Genomic DNA, 13,698 nt, shown 5'->3' with positions numbered 1-13,698 from the left:
TTCGGCTTGCGGCCACTGATTTCTGACTGACGGCAGACTCGATGAATATCTTCGGTATTCCGGCGTCGGCGATGCTGAGCCAATTGCTGCTCGGGCTCGTCAACGGCTCGTTCTACGCGATCCTGAGTCTTGGGCTCGCCGTGATTTTCGGGCTTCTGAACGTGATCAACTTCGCGCACGGCGCGCTGTTCATGCTGGGCGCGATGCTCGCGTGGATGGGGCTCGCGTATCTCGGCCTGCCGTACTGGGCGATGCTCGTGCTCGCGCCCGCAATCGTCGGTCTGTTTGGAATCCTGATCGAGCGCTCGATGCTGCGCTGGCTTTATCGGCTCGATCATCTGTATGGTTTGCTGCTGACGTTTGGGCTCACGCTCGTCGTCGAAGGCGTATTCCGCTCGGTCTACGGCTCGTCCGGTCAGCCTTATGACGTGCCCGAGCTGCTTTCGGGCGCGACGGATCTCGGCTTCATGTTCCTGCCGAATTATCGGGCGTGGGTGGTCGCGGCATCGCTCGCGGTATGCATCGCAACCTGGTTCGTGATCGAGAAGACGCGGCTTGGCGCGTACCTGCGCGCGGGCACCGAAAACCCCAAGCTTGTCGAGGCGTTCGGCGTCAATGTGCCGTTGATGATCACGCTGACTTACGGCTTCGGCGTCGCGCTTGCCGCATTCGCGGGCGTGCTCGCCGCGCCGGTGATCCAGGTCTCGCCGCTGATGGGGCAGCCCATGATCATCACCGTGTTCGCAGTGGTCGTGATCGGCGGCATGGGCTCGATCCTGGGCTCGATTGTCACGGGCCTGATGCTCGGCGTGATCGAAGGGTTGACGAGGGTGTTTTATCCGGAGGCGTCGGCGACGGTTGTGTTCGTGATTATGGCGATTGTGCTGCTGATCCGGCCGGCGGGCTTGTTCGGCAAGGAAAGATGATGCAGAAAAATGCGCTCTACGGACTGTTGTTGGCCGGTCTCGTCGTCGCCCCGCTGATCGGTGCCTATCCGGTGTTCGTGATGAAGGTGTTGTGCTTCGCGCTGTTCGCCGCGGCCTTCAATCTGCTGATCGGATATACGGGCCTGCTGTCGTTCGGCCATGCAATGTTTCTCGCGACGGCGGGCTATATGACGGGTTATGCGATGCAGTCGCTTCATGCGACGCCCGAACTCGGCGTGCTCGCGGGCATGGCTGCCGCGACGCTGCTCGGCGTGGTGGTGGGCCTGTTCGCGATCAGGCGGCAAGGGATCTATTTCGCGATGATCACGCTCGCGTTCGCGCAGATGGTGTACTTCATCTATCTGCAGGCTCCGTTCACGCATGGTGAAGACGGCCTGCAGGGCGTGCCGCGCGGCCGGCTCTTCGGGCTTGTCGATCTGTCGTCGGATTTGACGCTGTACTACGCCGTGCTCGCCGTCGTCGCGTGCGCCTGTGCGTTCATCGTGCGCATCGTCCATTCGCCGTTCGGACAAGTGCTCGTTGCGATCAAGGAAAACGAGCCGCGCGCGATTTCGCTTGGCTACGACACCGATCGCTTCAAGCTGCTCGCATTTATCTTATCGGCTGCGCTTGCCGGGCTCGCAGGGGCACTGAAGGTCGTCGTGCTGGGTTTCGAAACGCTTGGCGACGCGTATTGGACGATGTCCGGTCTCGTGGTGCTGATGACACTCGTCGGCGGCATGGGCACGCTGTTCGGCCCGCTCGTGGGCGCGGCGCTGATCGTCGCGCTCGAGGATCGTCTTGGCGACATCGGCGGGTGGCTCGCGTCAGTCACGGGCATCAACTGGTTCCATTCGCTCGGCGAATCCGCGACGATTGTCACGGGCCTCATTTTCATCGCCTGCGTGCTCGCATTCAGGCGCGGGATCGTCGGTGAGGCGATCGTGCGGATACGGCCGCTGCGCTCGTCTTGAAGGGAATCGTGCAGCGCATGAAAATATTTCGGATTCCGATGCAATGGGCAGTGCGAATGCCCATTGGAGCAGGCTTTGGCATGCCCTATTTTCGTGCGGCGATGCACCATAGGGGTAAATGCTAGGTTGTCGCATCCAGCGCGCTTGCTTTAATCTTCGTCTCAGTTCTGATGCACCGCGAAACGAATTTGCAGGTGGAGAACGAGGAGACATTCGAGGCATAGACTGCCCGACCCGAAGCGCTGTTGGATTCCGTCCAACAGCGCTTTTTTATTGCGCGTTTCGCAGCGTAACGGAGACCGTTATGAGAATGAATCGCTGGATGCAGATCGCGCTCGCAATCGGCTGCATCGCGGGCGTCACGTTGGTGCAAGCGCAAGTGAAGATCGGCGTCACGGTGTCGGCAACGGGCGCTGCCGCGTCGCTCGGCATTCCTGAGAAGAATACGGTCGCGTTGTTGCCGAAAGAGATCGGCGGCAAGCGCGTCGAATATATCGTGCTCGACGACGCATCCGATACGAATCGCGCGGTGCAGAATGCGCGCAAACTGATCGACGAGGAGCACGTCGATGCGATTGTCGGCTCGACGATTACGCCGAATTCGCTCGCGATGATCGATGTCGTCGCGCAGGGCAAGACGCCGATGATTTCGCTTGCCGCCAGCGCGCAAATCATCGCGCCAATGGATGCGAAGCGCGCATGGGTTTTCAAGACGCCGCAAAACGACCGGTTGATGGCCGATGCGCTCGCGAACTACATGGCTAAGCATGGTGTGAAGACAGTGGGCTTCATCGGTTTCGCGGATGCTTACGGCGATGGCTGGTCGAGCGTGTTCAGCGCGGCCGCGGCGGCAAATGGAATCCGGATTGTCGCGAACGAACGCTATAACCGCACCGATACCTCGGTAACGGGGCAGGTGCTGAAGACACTCGCCGTCCATCCCGACGCCGTGCTGATCGCCGGCGCAGGCACGCCGGCCGCGCTGCCCGCGAAGACGCTGAAAGAGCGCGGCTATCCGGGCAGGATCTATCAGACGCATGGCGTTGCGAACAACGATTTTCTCCGCGTTTGCGGCAAGGATTGCGACGCGCAGCTGCTGCCGGCAGGCCCGGTGCTCGTCGCCGATCAGTTGCCTGATTCGAACCCGGCGAAGCGGCCTGCGCTTGCGTACAAGGCTGCATACGAGCGCGCATACGGAGCGGCTGCCGTGTCGACCTTCGGCGGCCACGTTTGGGACGCGGGCCTGATGCTGGAGCGGGCGATTCCTGATGCGCTGAAGAACGCGCAACCGGGCACGCAGGCATTTCGCGATGCGCTGCGCGCGGCACTCGAAGATATTCGGAATCTGCCGGTATCGCACGGCGTGATCAATACGACACCCGCCGATCACAACGGCTTGGATACGCGCGCCCGTGTGATCGTCCAGATTGTCGGCGACAAATGGAAGTTGCAGGCGGATTGACCGTCGCCGGCATTGCCTGTGGCTCGGATGGGCTGGGCCGCGCTGCTCGCCGATTGCGCGGGCCGGTGCGATCAGCACAGGCACCGGCAAATACGACGCAGTGCGCTGAGAACAGTTTCATGTGAATGGATGAGCCGGCGGCCGTGCGTCTGTCGGGTGGCGGTTTTCGTCGACGCAGGTTCAACCGGAGAAGCCAGATGGATTTCTCTATCGCGGCGATTCTTGCGCAGGACGGCATCACAACCGGCGCAGTCTATGCACTGCTGTCGCTTGCGCTCGTACTCGTTTTTTCCGTGACGCGCGTGATCTTCATTCCACAGGGCGAATTCGTCACCTATGGCGCGCTGACACTTGCGGCGTTGCAGGCGCAGAAGTTTCCGGCAACCTGTTGGCTGCTGCTCGTCGCGGGGGCTGCCTGCTTTTTGCTCGAAGCGGGCGGGCTGATTCGTTATCGCGCGCGCCGCCGTCGACTCGGCCGCACGCTGACGGCGCTCGCAGGCCGCTACGTGCTGCTGCCGCTCGCGATCTACGTGTTGACGGCGAGCGTCGCGTCGCAGCAGCTGCCGATGCCGGCCCAGATCGCGCTCACGCTCGCGATCGTCGTGCCGCTCGGGCCGTTCGTCTACCGGCTCGTCTATCAGCCGATTGCCGAAGAAACGACGCTGCTGTTGCTGATCGTGTCGGTGGCCGTGCATTTCGTGATGGTCGGGCTCGGACTCGTGATGTTCGGCGCCGAGGGCTCGCGCACGACGCCATTCTCCGATGCCGCATTCGCATTGGGTCATGCATCGGTTTCGATGCAAAGTCTTTGGGTGATCGGCGCCGCGCTGGCGTTGATCGCCGCGCTCTATCTGTATTTTGAGCGCACGCTGTTCGGCAAGGCGTTGCGCGCGACGGCGCTCAACCGTGTCGGCGCGCGTCTCGTCGGCATGGGTGCGGCCCAAGCCGGGCGACGGGCGTTCACGTTCGCCGCGGCGCTCGGTGCGTTGTCGGGCGTGCTTGTCGGACCGTTGACGACGATTTATTACGATTCGGGTTTTCTGATCGGCTTGAAAGGCTTTGTGGGCGCGATCGTTGGCGGGCTCGTCAACTATCCGCTGGCGGCAGCCGGCGCGCTGCTCGTCGGCGTGCTCGAGGCGTATTCGTCGTTCTGGGCGAGCGCGTATAAGGAAGTCATCGTTTTCACGTTGATCGTGCCGGTGCTGCTGTGGCGAAGTTTGAGCGGCACGCAGGCGGAAGACGGCGGAGCATGATGCGATGAAGCCGATCTTGCGTAATCGCGCATTCTGGCTGTTTCTCGCCGTGCTGATCGCGCTGCCTGTTCTGCCGGGCGTCGCGCGCGTTCCCGAATACTGGATCACGCTGTCGAACTATATTGGGCTCTATGCGCTCGTTGCGATCGGACTCGTGCTGCTGACCGGTGTCGGCGCAATGACGAGCTTCGGGCAGGCGGCATTCGTCGGCATCGGTGCGTATGCGACCGCGTATCTGACGACGCGGTGGGGCATGTCGCCGTGGTTTGGTCTGGCTGTCGGCGTCGTGTTGACGGCGCTCGTCGCGTTTGTGCTCGGCGTCGTTACGATGCGGCTGTCCGGCCATTTTCTGCCGCTCGGAACGATTGCTTGGGGGCTCGCACTGTTTTTTCTGTTCGGCAATCTCGGCTGGCTCGGCAAATACGATGGCATCAACGGCATTCCGTCACTCACGCTGTTCGGCTGGCCGCTCGATACGGGCCGCAGCTTTTATTACGTGATTTGGAGTGCCGTGCTTGCGGCAATCGTGTCGGTCCGCAATCTGTTGAACAGCCGGCCCGGCAGGGCGATCCGCGCATTGCCGGGCAGTGGCGTGATGGCCGGGGCGATGGGCGTGAACGTCGGGTGGATGAGGGTTGCGATCTTTGTCTATGCGGCGGTGCTGGCATCGATTTCGGGCTTTTTGTATGCGCATCTGCAGCGTGCGGTTAATCCGACGCCATTCGGTTTGAATCACGGAATCGAGTATCTCTTCATGGCGGTGGTGGGCGGCATTGCGCATGTGTGGGGGGCGGTGCTGGGCGCGGCAATCGTCACGGTGTTGCAGGACGCTTTGCAGACGCTGCTGCCAAGGTTGCTCGGTGTAGAAGGCAACTTTGAAATCATCGTGTTCGGCGTATTGATGGTGGTGCTGCTGCAATACGCGCGGCAGGGTGTTTGGCCGTTCGTCGCGCGCCTTTTGCCGCGCGGGCCAGCCGGGCGAGCGCCGGATCACGGGCCGCCGTTGCCGAGGCGGAACTTGCCGCGACCTGGCGAGACGCTGCTCGTCGTCGACGGCGCACGCAAGCAGTTCGATGGGCTTGTCGTCGTCAACGACGTGAGCTTCGAGGTGCGTGCGTCGCAGATTGTCGGTTTGATCGGCCCGAACGGGGCGGGCAAATCGACGACGTTTAATCTTGTGACGGGCGTGATGCGGCCGACGGGCGGTGCGATTTCGTTTTGCGGTGAGCGGATTGACGGGTTGGTTTCTCGTGAAATCGTTCGCCGGGGTATAGGCCGTACCTTCCAGCACGTCAAACTGCTGCCCGGTATGACCGTGCTGGACAACGTTGCGCTCGGCGCACATGTGCGAGGCTCGGCCGGAATCTGGCGCAGCATTGTCGGATTGAACGCGAACGAAGAGGCGCAACTGATGGCCGAGGCGGCGGCGCAGATTCGGCGGGTAGGGCTCGGTTCGCATTTGTATGATGAAGCGGGCAGCTTGGCGCTGGGCCAACAGCGGATTCTGGAAATCGCTCGCGCGCTATGCAGCGATCCGATGCTGCTATTGCTCGACGAACCGGCCGCCGGGCTGCGATATCAGGAGAAGCAGCAGTTGGCTGAACTATTGCGGATGCTGAAAAAAGAAGGCGTGAGCGTGCTGCTTGTCGAACACGATATGGATTTCGTGATGAATCTGGCTGATCGGCTGGTCGTCATGGATTTCGGCACCCGGATTGCTGAAGGGCTGCCGCAAGAGGTCCGTCACGATCCTGCGGTACAGGAGGCTTATCTCGGCGGAGTGACGTGATGGCGCAAGCATGCCCGTTCGTGCTCGAGGTGCGGGATTTATCGGCATCGTATCGCAAGGTCGAGGTGGTTCGCCGGGTGTCGATCGACGTAGGCGCTGGGCAAATCGTCGCCGTGATTGGTCCGAACGGTGCCGGTAAATCGACGCTGCTCAATGCAGTGATGGGTATATTGCCGACTTCTGGCCATGCGACTGGCGTGATTCGGTACGGTGGGGACGACGTGAGTGCGTGCTCGGTGGAGGAGCGCGTCGTGCGCGGCATGTGTCTCGTGCCCGAAGGGCGTGAGTTGTTCGGTTTGATGTCAGTTGAAGACAATCTCGTTTTGGGGGCGTATCGACGCAAGTTGGCGGGTGACGCGAATTTTCTCGACCAGCTTGAACCGGTATTTACACTGTTTCCCCGGTTGAAGGAGCGACGCAAGCAGGCGGCGAGTACGTTATCGGGTGGCGAGCGACAGATGCTTGCGATTGGGCGCGCGCTGATGGCAAAGCCAAGCTTGTTGATGCTCGACGAACCGAGTCTTGGCCTTGCCCCGTTGATCGTGAAAGATATGTTCCGGATTATCAGTGCATTGCGCGAGACGGGTGTCGCAACATTGCTGGTCGAGCAGAATGCGCGAGCGGCCCTGCAAATTTCTGATTACGGTTACGTGCTCGAAACCGGTGAGCAGATACTTGAAGGTAGCGCAGTGGAGCTTGTAAACAACCCGCGGGTAGTCCAAACCTATCTCGGACTCGCAAAAAATCCGGCGTAGAGACAAGGCCGCGTATAAAACGGGCCACGTGTTTCACGTGAAACATGGCGTTTTTGCTGTTTAGCCATTTGCATGAGCGTCGGGCCAAAAGCGAACCCGCTATAATTCCGCCCATACATTTCTCTGATAGGTTCGTGCGTCGTTCTGCGCGCGAAGTCCGCAATGCTTTATCCAACTGAATTTGACGTCATCGTCGTCGGCGGTGGCCATGCTGGCACGGAAGCCGCCTTGGCTTCGGCACGCATGGGCGCAAAGACGCTATTGTTGACGCATAACATTGAAACCCTTGGGCAGATGAGCTGCAATCCGTCGATCGGCGGGATTGGTAAAGGACATCTGGTCAAGGAAGTCGATGCGCTGGGTGGTGCGATGGCCGCCGCAACCGACGAAGGTGGTATCCAGTTTCGGATTCTCAATTCTTCGAAAGGGCCGGCGGTTCGTGCCACGCGGGCGCAGGCCGATCGATTGCTATACAAGCAGGCGATTCGTCGGCGCCTCGAAAATCAGCCGAATCTGTGGCTATTTCAGCAGGCGGTTGACGACCTGATGGTCGAAGGGGATCGAGTGGTCGGTGCGGTTACGCAAGTCGGCGTGCGTTTTCGCGCTCGTGCGGTCGTGTTGACGGCAGGTACCTTCCTGGACGGCAAGATTCATGTCGGCCTCAATAATTACACCGGCGGACGCGCGGGCGATCCGGCAGCGGTTTCGCTGTCTGGACGCCTCAAGGAGCTAAAGCTGCCGCAGGGGCGGCTGAAGACCGGGACGCCGCCGCGTATCGATGGCCGCACGATCGATTTTTCGAAGCTCGAAGAACAGCCGGGCGATCTTGATCCGATTCCGGTGTTCTCGTTTCTCGGCCGCGCGGAACAACATCCGCAGCAATTGCCTTGCTGGGTTACCCATACGAACGAACGAACCCACGACATCATTCGTAGTGGTTTGGACCGATCGCCGATGTATACCGGCGTGATTGAAGGTGTGGGCCCGCGGTATTGCCCATCGATCGAGGACAAGATTCACCGCTTTGCGTCAAAAGAATCGCACCAGATTTTTCTCGAACCGGAAGGGTTGACGACGAACGAATTCTATCCAAACGGGATTTCGACCAGTCTGCCGTTCGACGTGCAGTTGGAACTTGTGCACTCCATGCGCGGCTTGGAGCAGGCGCATATCCTGCGCCCCGGTTATGCGATCGAGTATGACTATTTTGATCCGCGTGCGTTGAAGGCATCGCTTGAAACGAAGGCGATTCAAGGGCTATTTTTTGCGGGCCAAATCAATGGCACGACGGGCTACGAAGAGGCTGCGGCGCAGGGATTGCTGGCGGGCGTCAACGCGGGCCGTTACGCTCAGGAGAAAGATGCATGGTGCCCGCGCCGCGATGAGGCTTATCTCGGCGTGCTTGTCGATGACCTGGTAACTCGTGGTGTGTCCGAGCCGTACCGCATGTTCACGAGTCGTGCCGAGTACCGGCTAAGCTTGCGTGAAGACAACGCCGACATGCGACTGACCGAAATCGGACGTGAACTGGGAATTGTCGACGACGTTCGCTGGGATGCATTCAATCGAAAGCGCGATGCTGTTTCACGTGAAACCGAGCGGCTGCGCACGACATGGGTAACGCCGAAGACTTTGCCCGCAGACGAAGCCACCGCACTGCTGGGCAAGCCGATCGAGCACGAATACAGCCTCGCGGAGCTGCTGCGCCGGCCGGGCGTTAGCTACGAAGGCGTTTGTGGATTGCGTGGCGGCGAATGTCGCCCGGCCGAGCCGCTGGCGGACGATAAGATTCTGCTCGAGCAAATCAAGGAGCAAATCGAAATCGGTATCAAATACCAGGGCTATATCGAGCGTCAGGCTGGCGAAATCGAACGCAATGGTGCTCATGAAAATACGCGTCTGCCGGAAGGGATCGACTACGCAGAAGTACGAGGGTTGTCGTTTGAGGCGCGCCAGAAACTAAATCAATTCCGCCCGGAAACGATCGGCCAGGCATCGCGAATCTCGGGTATTACCCCCGCTGCCATTTCTTTGCTGATGGTTCATCTGAAGCGCGGGCTTGGCCGGCGTAAGCTCGCCGAGACCGCTTCGAGCGCTGGCACGACGGCCGATAACACGGCGGCGCAGCAACAATGACGATGCAACATCGTCAGAACCCGAATGCCAGCCGGGAAATACTGGAAGCGCTGCTGTCCAATGGAGCGAATGCGCTAGGCGTTGCATTGAGCGATGAGCAGCGCAATGCGCTGCTCAACTACGTGGAACTGCTTGCGAAGTGGAACGCGGTGTATAACCTGACCGCGATCCGCGACCCGCATCAGATGCTGATTCAGCACATTCTCGATTCATTGTCGATCGTCCCGTATATCGGCGTGCGAGCGGCATCGAGCGTGCTCGATGTTGGCTCCGGCGGCGGCTTGCCGGGAATTGTGCTTGCGATTGCGTTGCCCGAATGGCAGGTGACGTTGAACGATATCGTTCACAAGAAATCCGCATTCCAGACGCAGGCGAAAGCCGAATTAAAGCTCGGCAATCTGTCTGTCGTGACAGGGCGGGTCGAGACGTTGCATCCCGGCAAGGCGATTCCGGGAAAATTCGATGTGATCGTGTCGCGGGCATTCGCGGACTTGGCAGACTTCGTTACACTGGCCCGGCATTTGGTTGCGCCGGGCGGCTCGATCTGGGCGATGAAGGGCGTTCATCCCGAAGATGAGATAAGCCGCTTGCCGGCCGGCGCGCGCGTCAAACAGGTAATTCGTCTGACGGTTCCGTTGCTCGATGCGCAGCGGCATCTAATCGAAGTCGAACTCGACGAAGCAATTTAACCGGCGCGAGAGAGTGCCCGGCTCATTTGAAGAAGAGAAAGGAACACACCAACGATGGCAAAAATCTTCTGCGTGGCGAACCAGAAGGGCGGTGTCGGCAAGACGACGACGACGGTCAATCTCGCCGCGAGCCTCGCGGCGCAGGAGCAGCGCGTGCTGCTGATCGATCTGGATCCGCAGGGCAATGCCACGATGGGAAGCGGTATCGATAAGGCCGAATGCGAGTCGACGGTCTACGAGGTGCTGGTGGACGGTGTCACGGTGGCGGATGCGCGCGTGCGCCCGGAGGCGGTGAAGTACGACGTGTTGCCGGCGAATCGCGAGTTGGCCGGCGCGGAGATCGAGCTTGTCGGAATCGAAAATCGCGAGCGCCAATTGAGAGCCGCGCTCGAGAAAGTCGCTAACGACTACGATTTCGTTTTGATTGATTGCCCGCCGGCGCTATCGCTGCTGACTCTGAACGGCTTATGCGCGGCGCACGGCGTGGTGATCCCGATGCAGTGTGAATATTTTGCGCTAGAGGGGCTGTCTGACCTCGTCAATACGATCAAGCAGGTGCACGCGAATCTGAATCGCGATCTGAAGGTGATCGGCTTGCTCCGCGTGATGTTCGATCCGCGCATCACTTTGCAACAGCAGGTTTCCGATCAATTGAAGGCGCATTTTGGCGACAAGGTGTTCGATGCTGTGATTCCACGCAATGTCCGCCTTGCCGAAGCGCCCAGTTATGGGCTCCCTGGCGTGGTGTTCGATCGCGCGTCGCGTGGCGCACAGGCATATATCCAGTTCGGCGCCGAAATGATTGAGCGGGTGCGGGCGCTTTGAACGGGTCCCTGGACGAGAATCGAGGTAACGGAACATGAATGCGGTAGCAAAGAAAAAAGGTCTGGGGCGAGGCCTTGAAGCATTGCTTGGCGGCAGTGCCGATATCACCGAAGCGGTGAAGATCGAAGGCGCGCCGAGCGTGCTTGCGCTCGGTAAGCTGCAAGCAGGCAAGTACCAGCCGCGGACCCGAATGGACGAAGGGAATTTGCAGGAGTTGGCCGCGAGCATTCGTGCGCAGGGTGTGATGCAGCCGATCCTGGTACGGCCCATTTCATCAGACAAATATGAAATCATCGCCGGAGAACGGCGTTTTCGTGCGGCGCGGCTGGCAGGCCTAGACGAAGTGCCGGTTCTCGTGAAGGACGTGTCCGATCAGGCCGCTGCGGCGATGGCGCTGATCGAGAATATTCAGCGAGAAGATCTGAACCCGCTTGAAGAAGCACAGGGCATTCAACGTTTGCTCGACGAATTTGGTTTCACGCACGAGCAGGCGGCAGAATCGGTGGGGCGTTCGCGCAGTGCGGTGTCGAACCTGCTGCGCTTGCTGAATCTCGCCGCGCCCGTGCAGACGATGCTGTTGGCGGGCGATCTCGACATGGGACACGCGCGCGCGCTGCTGGCTGTCGATGCGGCGACGCAGATCACGCTTGCGCATCAGGTCGTCAACAAGCGGCTGTCGGTGCGCGAGACGGAAAAGCTCGTCGCGCAAGTCACGAAGGCTGAGCCGGCCGTGAAGGCGCGCGCAAAGGACGACGGTGGCCGGGATACGCGGCGTCTCGAAGAGGAGCTGTCGGATCTGCTTGCGTCGAGCGTGAAGATCAAGCTTGGGCGCCGTGGGCGTGGGCAGGTGACGATCGATTTCGGCGATCTCGACGCGCTCGAGGGCATACTCGTGCGGCTGCGCGGCAACGTGGCTGCTGCATAACGATCGACGTGTCGAATCCGGCCAGTAACAGGCGCACGGCGTGTATCGCCGCGCTCGTTGCCTTCATTGCACGCGAACCGGTGCTGTTGATACTCATCGCCGCGGTGATCGTGCTGCAGTTCGTTCATCCGCAATCGGCGAATATGCTCGCCCGGCTCGTCGACTGGCAGACTGTCGCGACGCTTGCCGGGTTGCTGATGCTGACAAAGGCGCTTGAGCTGTCGGGTGTTCTGATGTGGATCGCGCACCGGATCGTGCATCGCGTGCGCTCGGAGCGTGGGCTAGCCGCGTTGCTCGTCGTGTTTGCCGCAGTGTTGTCGAGTTGGCTCACCAATGATGTCGCGCTCTTTGTCGTGATTCCGCTGGTCATGTCGCTGCGTGAGCTGACGCCGCTGCCGTTCAAGCGGCTGGTGATTCATATCGCGCTTGCGGTGAACGCAGGCTCAGTCGCAACACCGCTCGGCAATCCACAAAACCTTTTTCTCTGGCAATTGAGCGGCGTCTCGTTTGGCCGCTTCGTGATCGAACTCGGGCCGCTCGCGGCCGCGCTGATGGTGCTGCTGCTCGTATTGACCGCATGTTCGTTCAAGCGCCGCGCGCTCGATTTATCGAAGGATCGAGCGGTAAGCCTCGTCAATCGTCCGCTGGCGTTTGCCGCAGCTATCGCGTTCGCTGGCTTCGTGTCGTTGGCCGACAGCCACCATGCGCTTGCCGGTTTGATTGCCGTCGCCGTGATGCTGCTGTTCGTATGTCGCGATGCGGTATTCAAGATCGACTGGCTGTTGTTGATGATCTTCGTGCTGATGTTCATTGTGCTGCGCGGCGCGGCGGCGCTGCCCGCCGTTCATCGGACCATCGAGAGCATCGGCCTCGATTCGCCGCTGCGCGTATATGCCGCTGGCGCGTTGCTATCGCAAGGTATCAGCAATGTGCCGGCGGCGATCGTGCTATCCGAATTCACGCATGATTGGCGTGCATTGGCGTTCGGCGTGAGTGTCGGCGGATTCGGTATCGCGATCGGCTCGCTTGCGAATCTGATCGCGGTCCGGCTGTCGCGTGCGCCACGCATGTGGTTGCCGTTTCATCTCGTGAGCATTCCATTCGGTCTTGTGAGCGCTGCGTTGGGGGCGCTCGTGCTGCGTTATGTCTGAGCTTGCAAAACGTGGCGGCAAGATCGGCGCGGGCCGTTTGACCTGCGTGCCCGAACCTGAAAGTCCCGCCGCACGGCAAGTTGCGGCATCACACGAGATCGCGGAAGTTACCGCATCATGAAGCGCTGTTTCACGCGGTTTTTGTCGCGTCTAAAGTCTTGAATCGCCTGCAACTATCGCTTACAATCGCCCGGATTTGTTAGTAAGGCACCCCTGAAAGTTAGCGGAAAGCTTTCGGGCGACGACGACTTAGCGGAGTTTGCGATGGCGAGTCAGGCGCCGGATCAAAGGCATGACGATCATCAGCGCGCGCCGCGCACCGCTCCGGCGACTGACGAGCGACGCAAGCTCGACGGTCACGACTGGGATGCCGAGCAGCAAGATAACAATATCGTTCCGCTCACGCGGGCCGAAGCGCAAGCGCTTTTCGGAACCGAAGTGAGCCGGCCATCGCGCGTTACGCCTAGTCGGGTGGTGATCGCGCAAATGGTCCTGTCCCTGGTTGCAACGCTGGCGTGGTGGCTGTTTTCAAAGTCGCCGGGCGCCGCTGCGCAGTCGGCTCTGTTGGGCGGAGCGATCGGCTGGGTGCCGAGTGCGTTGTTCGCAGCACGTTTGAGGCTGGCTGGCGCGGGTTCGGTGATGGGTTGGATGTCCGGCGAAGCGCTCAAGCTCGGCGTGACGATAGCGATGTTCGTTGCGGTTGCGCTCGAATATCCGGGCGTGCATTGGACGGCGCTGCTCGTCACGTATTTCGTCGTACTGAAAACGTACTGGCTCGCGCTGGCCTGGCGGTAAAGAACAAGCAGTGTGCGA

Annotated in this window: 12 protein-coding genes; all 12 read left to right on the top strand. The window is 60.5% G+C overall.

The annotated features are described in order from the left end of the window. Positions 1-41 precede the first annotated feature (41 nt). Entirely contained in the window at positions 42-926 is an 885-nt protein-coding gene (locus tag BSIN_RS21995) for a branched-chain amino acid ABC transporter permease (protein WP_059571457.1), read from the top strand. Further along, the gene (locus BSIN_RS21990; RefSeq protein ID WP_173678734.1) at positions 926-1,900 is read left to right on the top strand and encodes a branched-chain amino acid ABC transporter permease; all 975 of its coding nucleotides are present in this window, start codon (positions 926-928) and stop codon (positions 1,898-1,900) included. The genes BSIN_RS21995 and BSIN_RS21990 overlap by 1 nt, the downstream gene beginning before the upstream one ends. Before the next feature lie 304 nt (positions 1,901-2,204). Then, positions 2,205-3,362, top strand: a complete 1,158-nt coding sequence (locus BSIN_RS21985) for an ABC transporter substrate-binding protein (protein WP_059517023.1) — start codon at positions 2,205-2,207, stop codon at positions 3,360-3,362. Between the two features lie 197 nt (positions 3,363-3,559). Beyond that, positions 3,560-4,615, top strand: coding sequence for a branched-chain amino acid ABC transporter permease (locus tag BSIN_RS21980; protein ID WP_069233567.1), 1,056 nt, complete (start codon positions 3,560-3,562; stop codon positions 4,613-4,615). 4 nt (positions 4,616-4,619) lie between these two features. Next, on the top strand, positions 4,620-6,404 hold the full coding sequence (locus BSIN_RS21975; protein ID WP_089341985.1) for a branched-chain amino acid ABC transporter ATP-binding protein/permease: 1,785 nt from the start codon (positions 4,620-4,622) through the stop codon (positions 6,402-6,404). Continuing rightward, entirely contained in the window at positions 6,404-7,159 is a 756-nt protein-coding gene (locus tag BSIN_RS21970) for an ABC transporter ATP-binding protein (protein WP_089341984.1), read from the top strand. The genes BSIN_RS21975 and BSIN_RS21970 overlap by 1 nt, the downstream gene beginning before the upstream one ends. 162 nt (positions 7,160-7,321) lie before the next feature. Next, entirely contained in the window at positions 7,322-9,295 is a 1,974-nt protein-coding gene (gene mnmG, locus BSIN_RS21965) for a tRNA uridine-5-carboxymethylaminomethyl(34) synthesis enzyme MnmG (RefSeq protein WP_059517011.1), read from the top strand. Beyond that, positions 9,292-9,984 carry a 16S rRNA (guanine(527)-N(7))-methyltransferase RsmG gene (gene rsmG / locus BSIN_RS21960; protein ID WP_089341983.1) on the top strand — a complete coding sequence of 231 codons (693 nt, stop codon included), beginning with the start codon at positions 9,292-9,294 and terminating at the stop codon, positions 9,982-9,984. Before mnmG ends, rsmG begins: the two co-directional genes overlap by 4 nt. 54 nt (positions 9,985-10,038) lie before the next feature. Further along, the gene (locus tag BSIN_RS21955) at positions 10,039-10,809 is read left to right on the top strand and encodes a ParA family protein (RefSeq protein ID WP_059517010.1); all 771 of its coding nucleotides are present in this window, start codon (positions 10,039-10,041) and stop codon (positions 10,807-10,809) included. 34 nt (positions 10,810-10,843) lie between these two features. Then, complete coding sequence (locus tag BSIN_RS21950) at positions 10,844-11,734, top strand: ParB/RepB/Spo0J family partition protein (protein ID WP_059517009.1); 891 nt, start codon at positions 10,844-10,846, stop codon at positions 11,732-11,734. A gap of 44 nt (positions 11,735-11,778) precedes the next feature. Further along, positions 11,779-12,885, top strand: coding sequence for an SLC13 family permease (locus BSIN_RS21945; RefSeq protein ID WP_173678733.1), 1,107 nt, complete (start codon positions 11,779-11,781; stop codon positions 12,883-12,885). A 264-nt stretch (positions 12,886-13,149) separates the two neighbouring features. Continuing rightward, a complete protein-coding gene (locus tag BSIN_RS21940; RefSeq protein ID WP_089341981.1) occupies positions 13,150-13,680 on the top strand; it encodes an ATP synthase subunit I in 531 nt (176 codons plus the stop codon). Positions 13,681-13,698: the final 18 nt, after the last annotated feature.

This window comes from Burkholderia singularis (assembly GCF_900176645.1).
GTDB classification, from domain to species: domain Bacteria; phylum Pseudomonadota; class Gammaproteobacteria; order Burkholderiales; family Burkholderiaceae; genus Burkholderia; species Burkholderia singularis.
Note: the sequence above shows the minus strand (reverse complement) of the source record. Positions and strands in the feature narration are given on the sequence as shown.